This is a genomic window from Bradyrhizobium sp. UFLA06-06 (assembly GCF_054820065.1).
The window spans coordinates 36,451-52,848 of record NZ_JADFUD010000046.1 but is presented as its reverse complement, the minus strand read 5'-3'; the positions used below and the strand labels follow the sequence as shown (position 1 = coordinate 52,848).

12 protein-coding genes and 1 pseudogene are annotated in these 16,398 nt (G+C 66.3%); 6 read left to right on the top strand and 7 right to left on the bottom strand.

Going from position 1 to position 16,398, the window contains the following annotated elements:
• From IF803_RS30415 to IF803_RS30395, 5 genes are all read right to left on the bottom strand, one after another.
• Positions 1-783, bottom strand: coding sequence for a TIGR02186 family protein (locus IF803_RS30415; RefSeq protein WP_461194605.1), 783 nt, complete (start codon positions 781-783; stop codon positions 1-3).
• Positions 780-1,709 (bottom strand): sulfite exporter TauE/SafE family protein, encoded by a 930-nt coding sequence (locus tag IF803_RS30410; protein ID WP_028339007.1) that lies wholly within the window; start codon positions 1,707-1,709, stop codon positions 780-782. The genes IF803_RS30415 and IF803_RS30410 overlap by 4 nt, the downstream gene beginning before the upstream one ends.
• 265 nt (positions 1,710-1,974) lie before the next feature.
• A complete protein-coding gene (locus tag IF803_RS30405) occupies positions 1,975-2,817 on the bottom strand; it encodes a COG3904 family protein (protein WP_461194603.1) in 843 nt (280 codons plus the stop codon).
• Positions 2,818-2,932: 115 nt separating this feature from the next.
• Positions 2,933-6,442 (bottom strand): hypothetical protein, encoded by a 3,510-nt coding sequence (locus IF803_RS30400; RefSeq protein WP_461194602.1) that lies wholly within the window; start codon positions 6,440-6,442, stop codon positions 2,933-2,935.
• Between the two features lie 373 nt (positions 6,443-6,815).
• Positions 6,816-7,403: a PadR family transcriptional regulator gene (locus IF803_RS30395; RefSeq protein WP_026191938.1), complete on the bottom strand. Its 588-nt coding sequence runs from the start codon at positions 7,401-7,403 to the stop codon at positions 6,816-6,818.
• A 164-nt stretch (positions 7,404-7,567) separates the two neighbouring features.
• Here IF803_RS30395 and IF803_RS30390 point away from each other — a divergent pair, with 164 nt between their 5' ends.
• The 4 genes from IF803_RS30390 to IF803_RS30375 all read left to right on the top strand — a co-directional run bounded on the left by IF803_RS30390 (position 7,568) and on the right by IF803_RS30375 (position 13,459).
• On the top strand, positions 7,568-7,984 hold the full coding sequence (locus IF803_RS30390; protein ID WP_461194600.1) for a nuclear transport factor 2 family protein: 417 nt from the start codon (positions 7,568-7,570) through the stop codon (positions 7,982-7,984).
• Positions 7,985-8,092: 108 nt separating this feature from the next.
• A complete protein-coding gene (locus tag IF803_RS30385; protein WP_461194599.1) occupies positions 8,093-9,880 on the top strand; it encodes an acyl-CoA dehydrogenase C-terminal domain-containing protein in 1,788 nt (595 codons plus the stop codon).
• Positions 9,881-10,018: 138 nt separating this feature from the next.
• Positions 10,019-11,227 (top strand): acetyl-CoA C-acetyltransferase, encoded by a 1,209-nt coding sequence (locus tag IF803_RS30380; protein ID WP_283065077.1) that lies wholly within the window; start codon positions 10,019-10,021, stop codon positions 11,225-11,227.
• 18 nt (positions 11,228-11,245) lie between these two features.
• Positions 11,246-13,459 (top strand): FAD-dependent oxidoreductase, encoded by a 2,214-nt coding sequence (locus IF803_RS30375; RefSeq protein ID WP_461194598.1) that lies wholly within the window; start codon positions 11,246-11,248, stop codon positions 13,457-13,459.
• A 518-nt stretch (positions 13,460-13,977) separates the two neighbouring features.
• On the opposite strand, the gene IF803_RS30370 is transcribed toward IF803_RS30375, so the two are convergent.
• Together IF803_RS30370 and gstA are read right to left on the bottom strand one after the other, a co-directional pair.
• Positions 13,978-14,286: a hypothetical protein gene (locus IF803_RS30370; RefSeq protein WP_244435780.1), complete on the bottom strand. Its 309-nt coding sequence runs from the start codon at positions 14,284-14,286 to the stop codon at positions 13,978-13,980.
• Between the two features lie 234 nt (positions 14,287-14,520).
• Positions 14,521-15,138: pseudogene (gstA, locus tag IF803_RS30365) on the bottom strand (glutathione transferase GstA).
• 130 nt (positions 15,139-15,268) lie between these two features.
• Between gstA and IF803_RS30360 the strand changes: the two are divergent.
• Together IF803_RS30360 and IF803_RS30355 are read left to right on the top strand one after the other, a co-directional pair.
• Complete coding sequence (locus IF803_RS30360) at positions 15,269-15,793, top strand: MarR family winged helix-turn-helix transcriptional regulator (protein ID WP_028338998.1); 525 nt, start codon at positions 15,269-15,271, stop codon at positions 15,791-15,793.
• Positions 15,794-15,886: 93 nt separating this feature from the next.
• Positions 15,887-16,398 (top strand): glutamate-cysteine ligase family protein (locus IF803_RS30355; RefSeq protein WP_461194596.1); only part of this gene is annotated, 512 nt, incomplete at its 3' end.

The window sequence follows — 16,398 nt, the reverse complement described above, 5'->3', positions numbered from 1 at the left end:
TCAATCCTTGCGGAACACGATCGAGGCCATCCAGCCGGTCATCAGCGCCATGAACGCGGTGATCAGGCCGTAGACAAAGCCGTTCTGCCGCGCCGTGGTGGCGACGAATTGCTCGAAGCCGACCTTGACGATCTCGAACGCGGTCTCGGCCTTGGTCACCAGCGCGCCGTCGGAAAACAGCTTGATCTCGACATTATAGGTGCCGATCGGCACCTCCGCAGGCAGCGGAATGCCGGTGCGGAACAGGGTCGGGGTCAGGAAGGTCACCGCCGAGGTCGCCTCACGGTACAGCCCGTGCTCGGAGCGCAGCCGGACGAAGGCGCTGCGGAACGGGTCGTTCGGCACCACGTCGGCATAGTCGGGCCCGACCCGTTGCATCAGCAGCACGTTGTTGAGCCCGAGCTGCTGCCGCCGCTGCACCTCGGGCGAGGCGATCTGATCGAACGGGCGATTCGAGAACAACGCGAGATAGCCCGGCACCTGCAGGAACTGGCGCGAGTCGGTGTTGATCCAGATCCCGAATTTGCGCTCCTTGCGCCGCGTGACCATGTCGGCGCGCGGGCCGGACACCGTGACGACGAGATCGTAGTTCGCGCGGCTTGACGGCGTCTTGTCGTCCTTCTCGACCGAGCCGAACAGCACGAGCTCGCCGCCGGAATAGTTCGGCGTCACCGTGACGCGGTGGTTGGAGACCGACACGATCAGCCGCTCGGCATGAGCGGGCGCGGCCGCCAGGCTGGCGGCGGCGAGGCCGATGATCGCGAGCGCCGCGCGCAGCCTCATGGCGGGGCTCCGCCGGTTTCGCGGATGCTGAACAGGTCCTGCGGCCGGATCACCAGCTCCACCGCAAAGCGGATGCCGACCGCGAGCACGAGCAGGCCGAGCAGCAGGCGCAGATGCTCGCCGCGGATCTTCTGGCCGGCGCGGGCGCCGAACTGCGCGCCGGTGACGCCGCCGACCATCAGGATCAGGGCCAGCACGGCGTCGACCAGATGGTTGGTCACGGCGTGCAGCATGGTCGCGAACACCATGGTGACGAGGGTGAGCACCATCGAGGTGCCGATCACGGTCGAGGTCGGCACCCGCAGCACATAGATCATCAGCGGCACCAGGATGAAGCCGCCGCCGATTCCCATCACCGCGCCGATGAAGCCGATTGCGAGCCCGACCACGACGATCGGGATGACGGAGAGGTAGATCTTGGAGCGCTTGAAGCGCAGCTTCAGCGGCAGGCCGTGGATCCAGCCATGGCTGCCGGGCTTGCGCAGGGTGACGGGGCGGCCGCCGCGAGCGCGCAGCATCGCGCGCAGGCCTTCCCAGAACATCAGCCCGCCGACCGTCGTCAGCAGGATGACGTAGGACAGCGCGATCATCAGGTCGAGCTGGCCGAGCGAGCGCAGGAAGGTGAAGGTCCACACCCCGAGCGTAGTGCCGAGCGTGCCTCCGACCAGCAGCACCGCCGCCAGCAGCGGGTCGATCGCGCGTCTGCGCCAATAGGAAATGGCACCGGAGAATGAGGAGGCCGCGATGTGGCTGGCGACGGAGGCGACCGCGACCGCGGGCGCGATGCCGACGAAGATCAGCAGCGGCGTCATCAGGAAGCCGCCGCCGATGCCGAACATGCCGGAGACGAATCCAACCGCCGCGCCCATCGCCAGGATGAGGAAGACATTGACCGGAATGTCGGCGATCGGGAGGTAGAGCTGCACGCGCGTCGCTTCTTGTCGGTTCGCCGCGCGATCGGCGCAAGGCCGCATCACGGCGTGATGTCGTTCTGGTCGGGCATTCTCCGGCTGAACGAATCCGGTCGGCGCGCAAGACGCAGGCGAACGCGGGTCGATTGCCGCGTTCTTGCATAACTGAAATCGGCGGGGGGAGGGACTAAAGAATCCGCTCCCGGGGGCATTTTTCGCCGCACTCGGCCGCCGTCTGCGGACGTGGTTGATGATTCAGATTAATGATGCCCGTGTCGCCTCACGGCCGATCGACCGGCTTGGTGATCAGGTTCAGCGCGAGCGCTTCCTTCGGGTTCAGCCAGCGGATATCGGAGGTTTGCGACATCGCCTCGACGATCCCGGAAGAGACGCCCATCTTGGTCATGTAGCCCAGCACCATGCCCTGGATGCGTTGGGCCTCGGCGAGGGGATCGCTGACGGGCGTGCTCGTCGTGAAGCGATGCACGCCGAGCCGCGAGCCCGCGATGCCATAGCGGGTCTGGCCGCCGGCATAGACCAGGACGCAAGCGCTGGCGCAGGACGCGGGGCGGAGCTTGCCCGAGGCGCCGGCGGTGGCGACCGCGGTGACCAGCCCGCGCGTGCGGATGACCTCGCCCATGATGGCGGCCTGGTTCAGCGCGCCGCCCGGCGACGACAGCAGCACGACGTCGCCCGGTGCGAGACGCGCCTCGCTGAGCCGGTCGCGGAACCAGCTCGCGCTGGCCGAGCCGATCTTGCCGCTGATCGCAAGCGCCCGCCGGCCGCGGCCCGATCCGTCGATGTCGACGTCGGGAATCACGGCCGACGTCATGCTGGCCGCGATGTAGGTCTCGCGCCAGAAGTCCCAGGCGCCCGGCGTCGACAGGTCCCGGTAAGCCTGGATGGCGACGCTCGACAACAGCAGCACGAAGATGATGATGGACCAGAGCGAGAACCGGAACGCACGGGGCGGCGATGCCGCGTTCCCTTGCGGCGTCGGCGGAGGCGAGGCCGAGGGGCGCCGGGCAAATGGAGACGGCGCCTGCCGCGGCGGCGCAACGCGGGGACCGGTCGGCGAGGAACGGTGGCCCGTTCCATCATCCTGGCGATCGTCGACAGACAAGCCTGACCCTCCGGAACGCGTGCGCCGATGGCGCGGAACTGCGCGCCTGTCTACACGGCGGAAGGCCGGAGGTATAGGACAGCGGCGCCGTCAAGGCGCCGCAGCCGTCTCGAACCTAGCGAGCCGGAGCGGCGAGCGCCGCTGTCCGCTTTGAGGGTTGCTTGACCGGCTTCGCCGCGGCGGGCTGCCCGGCAGCGCCGTCCCAGCCGCCGGCGGGGGCCGGCACGTTGACCGCATCGCTCGGCTGCGGCTCGGCGGTGAAGGTCTGGATCGCCAGCTTCGCGGCGGCCAGCGACTGCGGGTCGAGCCGCTTGGCAATATCGTCGCGCTTGTGGCCGGCGTCGGCGTCGCCCTGCGCGGCCGCGAGGCTGAACCACTTGAAGGACTCGGCGAGGTTCTGTTCGACACCGATACCGCGGGCATAGAGGATGCCGAGATTGACCTGGCTGTCGGCAACGCCGCGATCGGCCGCCTTGCGGAACCACTGCGCTGCGCTCTTGTAGTCGGCGCCCTTGCCGCCGCCATCGGCGTCGAGCACGGCGAGATTGTGCATCGCCTTGGCGTTGCCGCGCTCGGCGGCCTGCACGTAGTAACGTCGCGCCACATCGAAGTCGCGCTTCACGCTGAGGCCCTTCTCGTAGAAGGTGCCGAGCCGGAACATCGCGGGCACCACGCCGGCCTGCGCCGCGCGGCCATACCATTTGGCGGCTTCGTCGACATTGGCGGTCACGCCCTTGCCCTCGGCAAAGCGGACGCCGACTTCATAGGCCGCGGCAGCATCGCCCTTGATCGCGGCGGTGCGCAGCGCCGGACCGCCGATTGCATCGGGCAGCTTCTCGCCCGCCGGGATCTGGACCATGGCGAGCTTGCCGCCGAGCGGCGGTGCGGTCGGAATCGTGCCGGTGACGTCATTGGCGGCGGCCGTTGGCGCTACGGCCGGCTCAGGCGCGGCGGCGGGTCCGGTTGCCGGTGGGATCGTCACCTGCGCGCTGTCGAGCGTGTTCGGCGCCGGAGTGTTGTTGGACTGGCGGCCGAGCGGGGTCGGCGAGGTCATCGACGGTCCGGGCACTGACGACCCGGGTACGCCGGACGGTGCAGCCGGTGCGGGGGCTGCGGAATTCTCGGCAGGCGGCTGCATGGGCGGCGTGGCCGGCTCGCTGTGCTCGATCGCCGGCATCTGCGGCGCGGAGCTGGTGTCGAGCAGGTTCATCGCCATCTTGGCGGTCGAGAGCAGGATCACGACCACGCTCGCGCCGACCAGCAGCGAACGGATCTTGGAGGTGATGGTCGAAGGCTGCGCCTCCGGCGCGCCGGTCGCCGGCGCGCCGGCCTTGGCGGCAGCCGCCTTCGCGGCCTTGTCGGCCTTCTCCTTGGCCTTGGCTGCAGCCTTGCTCGCGGCGCGCGCCGCCTTCTCGTTGACGGGTTGCGCGGCAGCGGCCTGCGCGGCGCGGCGCGCGGCGGCGATGAAGCTCGATGTCGAGACCGGCTCCTTCTTGCCGGCGGGAAGATCGCTGATCGCGCGCTCGGAATCCGCGATCCGCTCCGACGGCGAAGCGACGCGGCCGGAGGGGCGCGTGCCCGGTTCGAGCGGATGATCCGGCGGCAGTTCCGGCGCGATCGCGGCGCGTGCGGACGCCGCATGCGGCTCGAGGATCTCGCTGATCGCGCGCGGCGGCAGCGGCGGCGGTGGCGCGCTCTCGACCGGCTGCGCGGCATGGAATTCGCGCGGCGCGGACATGAAGTGCTCCTGCGCCAGCGCAGGATTGGGCAATTCGGGCCTGTACGATTCAGGCTTGTACGCTTCAGCTTTGGGCTGCGCGATCGGCTGCGACATCGCCGCGCGCGGCATCTCCATCCGCGGAGCTTCCATCCGCGACTCGCCCGGCGCGGGAGCAGGCGGCGGCGCGGTGCGCACCGTACGCAGATCGTTCTCGATCATCGCGAGACGATCGACGACATGGCCGAGCGTGTTGTGAACGGTCTCCAGCGAATCCTGGGTGCGGCGGTCGGTCTCCGACTGGCTGAAGCGGATGTCGGACAGCTCGCGCTTCACCATGTCGACGATGCCGCTGTCCATCATCGGCTGCGGCGAGGAGCTGACGTTGCGGGCGGCGTCGGCGAGCGAGGCGATGTGGGCGTGCTGCGCCTCGAGGTGCCGCATGATGTCATGCAGCCCTTCCTCGACCCGGCCGAGATTGCCGGAGCGCTGGTCGGCGGACTCCAGGCGCTCGAGCAGATAGGAGACGCGCTGCTCGAGATGGGTGAATGCCGACGAACTGTCGTTGCCGACCTGCAGGCGGTCGATCCGCTCCGACAGCGAGCGCAGCGCGCCTTCGATGGCGTCGGTGTTGTCATAGCCGGCCGGCCGCTCGCGGGCCTCCAGCGTCGAGGCCAATGCGGCAATGCGCTGCTCGATCCCGGCGAAGGCATCGCCATGGGGCTCGGCGCGGGACATCTGCGACAGCTGGTCGACCTTCGCGGCCAGCGCATGCACGTCCCCGGAGAGCTGGAGCAGCGCGTCGTTGGAGGCGACGTTGGAGACGATGGCGCGCAGCGCCGCGATCGCGCTCTCGAGCTGATGCACCGTCGACGGATCGTCGTTGGCGCGCAGGATCATGTCGAGCTTGGCGCCGAGATTGCGGATCGCCTCGTCGTAGCCGGTGAGCTGCTCGGCGGGCGTCAGCGTGCGCAGCGCCTCGCGGATTTCCGACAGCGCGCGTTCGATGCCGGCGATCGCCTGGCCCTGGCCGTTGCGGCCCTCCTGGCGGATCTCGTCGATCCGGTGATGCAGCGAGCGGATCTCGTTCTCGATCGACTCGATCGCCCGGCGCGGCATCGCCTCGGTGATCGCCTGGCGGATTTCCGCAAGCTCGCCGCGGAAGGCCGCGATCGATTGCTCAATATGGTCGGGCCGCTGCAGCGCCTCGATCTGGCTCGTGATCTTGAGCAGATGACGCTCGAGCGAGGAGAAGTCGGGCCCGGCCGGCGGCGGCGGCGCATAGGCGGCCATCGGCGGCGCGCCGCGCGGCGGCATTTGCCGTTGTGCTGATACATCGAGCTCGTTCTGGCGCGCTGCGATTTCCGCGATGGCGGAATCGAACGAGGCCGGGCTCAGCGGCGGCGAGGGGCGATAGACCTGGGCTGCGGCGCGCTCGACCGCTTCCGCCTGGCGCAGCCGCTCCTCCAGTTGCCGGTCATGCATCTGCGATTCACGTTGCATCTGCGATTCACGCATCGGCTGCGGCTCGCGCGCCGGCTGCGGCCGCGAAATTTGCGACAGCCGGGCATCGAGGCGCGAAATCGCGTCGTTCAGCTGTCGCGCGACGGCGGGCTGGCCGCGCGGCACTTCGGCGCGCACCGCTTCGGCGCGCGTCACCGGCTTTGCAATTTGTTCGATCTGGCGGGTGATGGCGTCGAGCCGCTGGTGGATATCGGCGACCTCGCGGCTTTCCCGGCTCGGCATCGGCTGCCGCTGCTCCATGCGCCAATCCGGCGGGCTCGGTTCGCCGACGGTGGAGTTGAGCCAGTCGTTGAGCGACATGCCGGCGCGGCGCGCAGCCGCCTCGGCCCTTTCGCGGACGGAGGGATCGATGCCGTCAACACTCCACGATACGCGCGAATTCATGATTCCGTCCGGTCCCGACTCCGGCGCTACACCCTGCGCCCGCAGCCTCCCCGCGCATTCCCGTTAAGAGACAATCGAATTCTGCGCTGGGCGTCTGCCTCAGCTGCTGACTTTTTCCCGTCACGGTAAATAACGGGTTAAGGAATGCGGCCGACGGGCTCTAAAGTTAGGGAATCCGGGAACCTGTTGCGCCGGATCAGGACAGCGACAGCGACTTGCGTTGCCGCCGAACTTCTCCTTCCCCCTGAAAGGGGGAAGGTCGGGATGGGGTTTGCCGCACACACTGCTGCGTGTGGAGAGAGATGATCCCCACCCGCTTTGCTCTTCGAGCAAAGCGACCTCCCCTTTTCAAGGGGAGGTTGGAGATTTGTTTCTAGCCGTTGCTCTCGCGCTTGCCGTCGTCGAGCGGCAGCACATTGCCGCGGCCGGACATCGCCGACAGCGCGTCGAGCGCCTCCTCGCACCACTCCACCACCATGCGCTCATGGCGCATCCCGAGGCGCAGGCTGAGCATCTTGCCGACGTCGGCCGGCGGCGCGGTGCCGTCCGGAAAGCGCTTGTTGAGCAGGCGCTCGTAGCGCTCATAGCGGTCGCGGTGATGCTCCAGCCGCGCCATCAGGTCGGTGCGCAGCGGCTCGATGTCGACGCAGTCGAGCGCATAGAGCCGGACCAAGAGGTCATCCTTGATCGAGGGCGGAACGCTCGGTCGCGCCGCCCAGTGCTTCAGCGCCGCGCGGCCCTCGGCCGTCAGCGTGTAGACCAGCTTGTTGGGCTTGCCCGACTGCACCACCTCGCGGCCCTGGACGTGGCCCTTGTCGCGCAGCCGCGAGAGCTCGCGGTAGATCTGCTGGTGGTCGGCCTTCCAGAAGAAGCCGATCGAGGCGTCGAACGTCTTGGCGAGCTCATAGCCCGTCATCGGACGTTCCGTGAGGCATGCGAGGATTGCGTCACCGAGTGCCAACGCCCACCTCCATCTCAGTTCCCCAAAAGGCCATTCTGAAGTTCGCTTGACTTTATGCGTTACTGTGCATATGCGTCAATATGCATATGGTGATCGGCGTGCCGCTCTGTCGCGCGCGCCGGTGGTTCAGGCTTTTCTTAAACCCCGCCGCAGGAGACGTCCGAATGAGCAAGCCGGGCCTCGACAAGTGGTACGCCTACATGAAGTCCCACGACACCGCCGCATTGTGGGATCTGCTGCATCCCGACGCGGTGTTCGAAAGCCCGGTCGTGCACACACCGCAGCGCGGCCGCGACATCACCTTCAAATATCTCACCAGCGCCGCCAAGGTGCTCGGCGGCCTGACCTTCAAGTATCTCGGCGAGTGGCGCAATGACACCGGCGCGGTGCTCGAATTCGAGAACGAGATCGACGGCATCAAGCTCAACGGCGTCGACATCATCACGTTCGATGGTGACGGCCGGATCACGCATTTCAAGGTGATGGTGCGTCCGCTCAAGGCGATCAACCTGCTGCATCGGATGATGGGCGAGGAGTTGATGAAGCAAAGCGGCGCAACGTCGCAATCACAGTCGCGATAGCATCTGCCGCGGACCTCCGGAACCGGATAAGGTCCGCTCCAACAAACCCAAGGACACGCTGCGCAGCGTCCGTCGCACATGCGGCCACGTGCCAGCCGGGAGACCAGCATGCCAACCTACAAAGCCCCCGTCGAAGACGTCAGCTTCCTGCTCAACGACGTTTTCCAGATCGACCGCTACGGCAATCTTCCCGGCTTCACCGATGCGTCGGCCGATGTGCGCGAGGCGATCCTCGGCGAGGCCGCCAAGCTCAGCGAAGAGGTGCTGCAGCCGCTCAATCGCACAGGCGATCTCGAAGGCTGCAAGCGCAGTGACGACGGCAGCGTCACCACGCCGAAGGGTTTCAAGGACGCCTTCAAGCAGGTCGCGGAAGGCGGCTGGCTCGGCCTGTCGGCGCCGACGGAATTTGGCGGCCAGGGCCTACCGGTGACGCTCTCCCAGGCGGTCAACGAATTCCAGATCTCCGCCAACATGGCGTTCTCGATGTATGGCGGGCTGACCATGGGCGCGACCGCGGCGCTGCTGGTGCACGGCACCCCCGAGCAGAAGCAGACCTATGTGCCGAAGATGGTCGCCGGCCAGTGGACCGGCACCATGAACCTGACCGAGCCGCAGTGCGGCACCGATCTCGGCCTGCTCCGCACCAAGGCGGTGCGCCAGGCCGACGGCAGCTTCAGGATCACGGGCACCAAGATCTTCATCTCCGCCGGCGAGCACGACCTCACTGAGAACATCATCCATCTCGTGCTGGCGCGCATCGAAGGCGCGCCGGCCGGCATCAAGGGCGTCTCGCTGTTCGTCGTGCCGAAGGTGCTGGTCAATGCCGACGGCTCGCTCGGGGCGCGCAACGGCGTCAGCTGCGGCTCGATCGAGCACAAGATGGGCATCCACGGCAATTCCACCTGTGTGATGAACTACGACAACGCCACCGGCTGGCTGATCGGCGAAGAGAACAAGGGCATGCAGGGCATGTTCGTGATGATGAACGAGGCTCGCCTCGGCGTCGCCGTGCAGGGCCTCGCGCAGTCCGAGGTCGCCTATCAGAACGCGGTCGCCTATGCGCGCGAGCGCCTGCAGGGCCGCTCGCTGACCGGCGTGAAGGAGCCCGAGAAGCCGGCCGATCCGATCATCGTGCATCCCGACGTGCGCCGCACGCTGCTCACCATCCGCGCCTTCAACGAGGCGGCGCGCGCCATGGTGGTATGGACCGCGCTGAAGAGCGACGTCGCGCACCGCTCCAACGACGCCGGGGATCGCCAGGCCGCGGACGATCACATGGGCCTGATGACGCCGGTGCTGAAGGGCGTGTTGACCGACACCGGGTTTGCCAACACGGTCTCGGCGCAGCAGATGTTCGGCGGCCACGGCTACATCGCCGAGCACGGCATGGAGCAGTTCGTGCGCGATGCGCGCATCGCGATGATCTATGAGGGCGCCAACGGCATCCAGGCACTCGACCTGGTCGGCCGCAAGCTGCCGCGCGACGGCGGCCGCGCCGCGATGGCGTTTTTCGGAGAGGTCGGCGCTTTCGCCAAGGAGCATGGGGCCGACGAGGCGATGAAGCCGTTCATCACGCCGCTCTCCACCGCGCTCGGCCATCTGCAGCAGGCCACCGGCTGGCTGATGCAGAACGCGCTGACCAAGCCCGACAATGCCGGCGCTGCCGCGACCGACTACATGAAATTGTTCGGCCTCGTCGCGCTCGGCTATATGTGGGCGAAGATGGCCAAGGTGGCGCAGGACAAGGCCGCCGCCGGCACCACGCCGTACCTCAACACCAAGCTCGTGACCGGGCGCTTCTTCATGGAGAAGCTGCTGCCGGAGACCGCCGTGCATCTGGCCCGGATCCAGAGCGGCAGCGCCACCACGATGGAACTGGCCGCAGAAGCGTTCTGAAGCGTTTTCCAGCGAAGTGGAGACCGGTTCGCGTGAAGAAAACGCGTCAAACAAGAAAGCCTTGAAAAATTGCCGCCGCACCGCTGCGGCGGCGGGTTCTTCCGTATATATTATGATCCTCATATCAAGGAGGGCGTCATGCCTGAGGCATACATCTACGATCACGTTCGTACCCCGCGCGGCCGCGGCAAGGCCGACGGCGCGCTGCACGAGGTCACCGCGCTGGCGCTCGCCACGGTGCCGCTGAAGTCGCTCAAGGAGCGCAACAATCTTCCCGAGGATTCCGTCGACGACGTCGTGCTCGGCGTGGTCGATCCGGTCGGCGAGGCCGGCTCCGACATCGCCCGTTTCGCGGCGCTGAACGCCGGCCTCGGCGAGAAGGTGCCGGGCGTGCAGATCAGCCGCTTCTGCGCCTCCGGCCTCGATGCCGTGAACTTCGCCGCAGCCCAGATCATGAGCGGCCAGCATGAGCTCGTGATCGGTGGCGGCGCGGAATCGATGAGCCGCGTCGGCATCGGCGCCTCCGGCGGCGCCTGGCCGATGGATCCCTCGATGGCGGTGCCGGCCTATTTCATGCCGCAGGGCATCTCGGCCGACCTGATCGCGACCAAATACGGTTTCTCGCGCGACGACGTCGACGCCTATGCGGTGCAGAGCCAACAGCGCGCGGCCAAGGCCTGGGACGAGGGCCGCTTCGGCAAGTCGGTGGTGCCGGTCAAGGACGTCAATGGCCTGACCATTCTCGCCAAGGACGAGCACATGCGCCCCACAACGACGATGCAGTCGCTGGCGCAGCTGCAGCCGTCATTTGCGGCGATGGCGGCGATGGCCGGCTTCGACGCGGTGGCGATCCAGTCGCATCCCGAGGTCGAGAAGGTCAATTACGTGCATCACGCCGGCAATTCCTCCGGCATCGTCGACGGCGCCGGCGCCGTGCTGCTCGGCAGCAAGGAGGCGGGCGCCAAGCACGGGTTGAAGCCGCGGGCGAAAATCCGCGCCTTCGCCAATATCGGCTCGGAGCCCGCGATGATGCTGACCGGCCCGGTCGACGTCACCGAAAAGCTGTTCGAGCGCTCCGGCATGAAGAAGTCGGACATCGACCTGTTCGAGCTCAACGAGGCCTTCGCCTCGGTGGTTCTGCGCTACATCCAGGCGTTCGACATCGACAACGCCAAGATCAACGTCAATGGCGGCGCGATCGCGCTCGGCCATCCGTTAGGGGCGACCGGCGCGATGATCCTCGGCACCGTGCTCGACGAGCTCGAGCGCACCAACAAGGAAACCGCCCTGGTGACGCTGTGCATCGGCGGCGGCATGGGCACCGCCACCATCATCGAGCGGGTCTGAGGCGAGGGAGCGAGCAACATGGCTTACAAGAATTTCAAGTTCGACGTCGACGCCGACGGCATTGCGCTCGTCACCTGGGACATCCCTAATCGTTCGATGAACGTGTTCGACGAGGTCTCGACCCAGGAGATCGACGAGATCATCAAGCAGACGACCGGCGATGCCGCGATCAAGGGCGTCGTGATCACCTCGGCCAAGGAGGCGTTCTGCGCCGGCGCCGACCTCTCGATGCTCGAGGGCATGAACCGCAGCTACGCGCAGCTCTTCAAGGAGAAGGGCGAGGAAGCCGCGAACCAGATGCTGTTCGAGCAGAGCCGCCAGATGTCGCAGTCGTTCCGCGCGATCGAGACCTCGGGCAAGCCGTGGGTCGCCGCGATCAACGGGCTTGCGCTCGGCGGTGGCTTCGAGATCACGCTGGCCTGCCACTACCGCGTCGCGGCCGAGAACCCGAAGACCCGGCTCGGCCTGCCCGAGATCAAGGTCGGCCTGTTCCCCGGCGCCGGCGGCACCCAGCGCGTGCCGCGTCTTGTGCAGCCGGCGGACGCGATGCAATTGCTGCTCAAGGGTGAGGCGGTCAACCTGACCCGCGCCAAGGCGCTCAACCTGATTCACGCCGTCGTGCCTGCCGCAGACCTGATCAAGGCCGCCAAGGACTGGATCAAGGGCGGCGGCAAGGCCGTCGCGCCGTGGGACGAGAAGGGCTTCAAGCTGCCCGGCGGCCCCGTCTTCTCCAAGATGGGCATGCAGATGTTCCCGGCCGGCAACGCGATTTACCGCCGCGAAACCTACGACAATTATCCGGCCGCGCGCGCCATCATGAGCTGCGTTTATGAGGGCCTGCAGCTGCCGATCGACGCCGCGCTGCGGGTCGAGTCACGCTACTTCACCAAGGTGCTGCGCTCGAAGGAAGCCGCGGCGATGATCCGCTCGCTGTTCCTGTCGATGCAGGAATTGAACAAGGGGGCGCGCCGCCCGGCGGGCGTGCCGCCGACCAAGGTCAGGAAGCTCGCCGTGATCGGCGCCGGCTTCATGGGCGCCAGCGTCGGCTATGTCTCGGCGCAGGCCGGCATCGACGTCGTGCTGGTCGATCGCGACCAGGAGAGCGCCGACAAGGGCAAGGGCCACGCCAAGGCCGTGGTCGACGGCCTGATCGCCAAGGGGCGGATGAAGCAGGACGCGGCCGACGCCATCCTGGCGCGGATTTCGACAACGGCCGACTACAACGTGATCGCAGACTGCGACCTCGTTATCGAGGCCGTGTTCGAGGACCGCAAGGTCAAGGCTGACACCTATGCCAAGGCGCAGCCGCTGCTCAAGCCGGGCGCCATCTTCGCCTCCAACACCTCGACGCTGCCGATCAATTCGCTGGCCGAGGAGTTCAAGGACCAGGGCAAGTTCATCGGCATCCACTTCTTCTCGCCGGTCGAGAAGATGATGCTGGTCGAGATCATCCTCGGCAAGAACACCGGCGACGTCGCGCTGGCGACCGCACTCGACTATGTGCGCGCGATCGGCAAGACGCCCATCGTCGTCAACGACAGCAGGGGCTTCTTCGCCAACCGCTGCGTGATGCGTTACATCTCCGAGGGCAACGAGATGCTGCTCGAAGGCGTGCCGCCGGCGATGATCGAGAACACCGCCAAGATGGCCGGCATGCCGGTCGGGCCGCTGTCGCTGCAGGACGAGGTCGCGCTCGATCTTGGTCTGAAGATCACCAAGGCGACCGAGGCCGATCTCGGCCCCAACGCGATCGACCAGGCGCAGAAGAAGCTGATGGTCGAGATGGTCGAGAAGCAGGGCCGCTTCGGCCGCAAGAACGGCAAGGGCTTCTACGACTATCCCGAGAAGGGCAAGGGCCAGAAGAGCCTGTGGCCGGGGCTCGCCAATCTGCAGCCGAAGCAGCTCGATCCCGACACGCTCAGCGTCGAGGAATTGAAGCAGCGCTTCCTGGTGGTGCAGGCGGTGGAGGCCGCGCGCACCGTCGAGGATCACGTCATCACCGACGTGCGCGAGGCCGATGTCGGCTCGATCCTCGGCTTCGGCTTCGCGCCGTTCACCGGCGGTGCGCTGTCCTACATCGACTTCATGGGCACCAGGAACTTCGTCGCGCTCTGCCACAGCTTCGAGAAGAAGTACGGCTCGCGCTTCACGCCGCCGAAGCTGCTCGAGGAGATGGCCGCCAAGGGCGAAACCTTCTACGGCCGCTTCCCGCCGAAGAAACAGGCGGCGTAAAGTCGCCGCCTTTCAAGATCGCGATGAGATGGCGAGGTCTCTCCGCTCCCTCTCCCCGTTCTTACGGGGTCGAGACGAGCGAAGCTCGCTCTTAGAGGGGTGGAGTGAGGGGCCATCTCCGCGAGTTAGATGCAGCGAGTTCGCGGCGACTCCCCCTCACCCGGATTGCATCTGTCGATGCAATCCGACCTCTCCCCGCACGCGGGGCGAGGTGATGTAGAGTCCGCTGCTGCGACCTGAAGTACAGTCATCGATCCGACTTGATCCTGTTGTGCGACGGTCATGCCCGTCAAAGTCCCGCCACGCTCGTTCCCCACTGGCACCACGCTGCTGGCATCACTCTTGCTGGTCGATCGCCGAGGCGACGATCAGCGTGAGGGTGTCGTGCGATGAGTTCTGCGCTCAGGGAAAATGCCGCGGAGGTCGTGGCGAAGGATCCGTTGCCTTCGTTGCCGCCGTCGCGGCGGTGGAAGCCGCTGCGTTTGCGGGGCAAGGGCCCGTCATGGACCGGCCTCGCGCTACTCGTTCTGGCCGCGGATATTGTGCTCGCCGCGGCGGTCTGGCAGGCCGTCAATTTCTTCAGCCATTGAGCCGTCGGTCCCCGGCGAGAGCAAGGCGCCGGCGAGATAGGCGAACTGGTTGAAGGCGAGGCAGGCGACGACGATCGGAGCGCCGGTGGCAAAGGAAAAGCCGTCGGATTGGAGCACGATCGCCGCGAGCACCGCGATCAGCGGCGACTCCAGCATCAATGTCCAAACCCGAAAGTACAAACTGGTTGCCAGCCCAACCAGGGTGCTGGTCAATAAAAGGGTAAAGGCGATCGTCACATTTTTAGACCAGTTGGAGCGGAGGGCGCCGCAGGTCATAGTCGGTCAGTTGGATCGCTCGAACAAGGACGGCCACGCCCTCAGCCGGAACTACACCGACTTAGTATTAATCGCTATAATGCAGGTTAAATTGAGACTTTCCGCCTCCGGTGTCGAGCAAGGGGATCGGCGAATCCACAACAAAAAAGAGCCGGATCGATCGACCCGGCTCTATCGCGGTCGTGGTGAGCGAGCTCAGGCCGCCTTGAGCAGGCCTTCCTTCTTCAGCGCCTCCTGCACCTTCGGGCGCGCCGCAACCCGGGCCTTGTAGGCGGTCACGTTCGGCAGGCCGGAGAGATCGAAGCCGAGCCGGTCCTGCGCCCACATGATCATGGTGAAGAGGTAGCCGTCGGCGACCGTGAACTGGTTGCCCATCAGATAGTCGCGTCCGGCGAGCTGGCTCTCGACATATTTGAACTTGCCCATGGCGCGGTCCTTGAAGAAGGCCTTGGCGTCGTCGGCGAGCACGGGCGAGAACATCGGGCCGAGATTCTTGTGCAGCTCGGTCGTGGTGTAGTTCAGCCATTAGAGCAGCTTGTAGCGCTCGTTGGAGTCCCTCGCCGGCGCCAGCTTCTTGTCGGCGGCCTTGTCGGCGATCATCTGGATGATGATCGGGCCCTCGGTGACCATCTCGCCGGTATCCAGCGCCAGCGCCGGCACCTGGCCCTTAGGGTTCACCTGGAGGAAATCGTCGCCGTTTTCGAGCTTCTTGGCGCGCAGGTCGACCTTGACCAGGTCGTAGGGGAGCCCGGCCTCGAGCAGGGCGATATGGGGGGAGAGGGAGCAGGCACCGGGGGTGTAATAAAGCTTCATAGGGGTATTCCTTCCCTTGTTCTTGGCGTCCGGAGAGGGATTGCCTACATGCGCCTGCATGAAATAGTCAAGATTGATGCAGATGCATTCAGTGCGGTACACTCGGTTCCGGGACCTTTTGGGCTAGACCATGAAACGCAAGCTATCGAGCGAGGCGACGGCCGCCTGGATCCGCCTGATGCGGGTGCCGAGCCGGGTGCTGGACTGCGTCGAGCAGGATTTGAAGAAGGCCGGTTTTCCGCCGCTCGCCTGGTATGACGCCTTGCTGGAGCTGTCCCGCGCGCCGTCGGGCGAACTGCGCCCGGTCGAGCTCGAGCGCCAGATGCTGATCCCGCAATATTCGACCTCGCGGCTGATCGACAAGCTGGTCGACGAGGGGCTCGCCGCCCGGCGCGAATGCAAGATCGACAAGCGCGGCCAGTTCGTCGAGATCACCGAGGCTGGACGCGAGCTGCAGAAGAAGATGTGGAACGCCTATTCCGCCGCGATCGACAAGCATGTCGGCTCCAAATTGTCCGACGCCGACGCGACCAGGCTGTGCGGTCTGCTCGACCGGCTCGGCTGCGCTTGCGGCGACGCCAAAGGCGACGTCAAGAACGAGACCAAGGCTGATAGCAAGGCTGCGCCTGCGCGAGACGGCGTGCCGGCCCGATGATATTGCTGATTCCATCATCCGCAGCCGTTGTGGCTCGCGGATGTCCCTGCCACCGCGCGCCTTCGATCGAAGCGCCCTTGAGTTGGATTATCTATGGCGCGTGACCAGATCGACATGACGCCGCTGCAGTCGCGCGACGAACTCGTGGCGTGGCTTGAAGCCGGCGTGAAGCCTGAGTCCGAATTCCGGATCGGCACCGAGCACGAGAAGACTCCGTTCACGCTCGAGGGCCATCAGCCCGTGCCCTATGAAGGCGCCAAGGGCATCGGCGCGCTGCTCGAGGGCATGAAGCTCTTGCTCGGCTGGGAGCCGATCATGGAGCGCGGCAACATCATCGGCCTTTATGACGTCACCGGCGGCGGCGCGATTTCGCTCGAGCCGGGCGGGCAGTTCGAACTGTCGGGCGCGCCGGTCGAAACCGTGCATCAGACGCAGTCGGAATTGATGGCGCATCTGGCGCAGGTGCGGGAGATCGCAACCCCGCTCGGCATCGGCTTCCTCGGCCTCGGCATGACGCCGTCCTGGTCGCGCGCGCAGATCCCCGTGATGCCCAAGGGGCGTTACAAGATCATGCGAAACTACATGCCGAAGGTCGGCAAATACTG

Coding starts and splice junctions, on each gene's coding strand:
- IF803_RS30415 (WP_461194605.1), bottom strand. CDS start 783: ATGAGGCTGCGCGCGGCGCTCGCGATCATCGGCCTCGCCGCCGCCAGC.
- IF803_RS30390 (WP_461194600.1), top strand. CDS start 7,568: ATGAGCAAGCCGGGCCTCGACAAGTGGTACGCCTACATGAAGTCCCAC.
- IF803_RS30400 (WP_461194602.1), bottom strand. CDS start 6,442: ATGAATTCGCGCGTATCGTGGAGTGTTGACGGCATCGATCCCTCCGTC.
- IF803_RS30375 (WP_461194598.1), top strand. CDS start 11,246: ATGGCTTACAAGAATTTCAAGTTCGACGTCGACGCCGACGGCATTGCG.
- IF803_RS30385 (WP_461194599.1), top strand. CDS start 8,093: ATGCCAACCTACAAAGCCCCCGTCGAAGACGTCAGCTTCCTGCTCAAC.
- IF803_RS30380 (WP_283065077.1), top strand. CDS start 10,019: ATGCCTGAGGCATACATCTACGATCACGTTCGTACCCCGCGCGGCCGC.
- IF803_RS30360 (WP_028338998.1), top strand. CDS start 15,269: ATGAAACGCAAGCTATCGAGCGAGGCGACGGCCGCCTGGATCCGCCTG.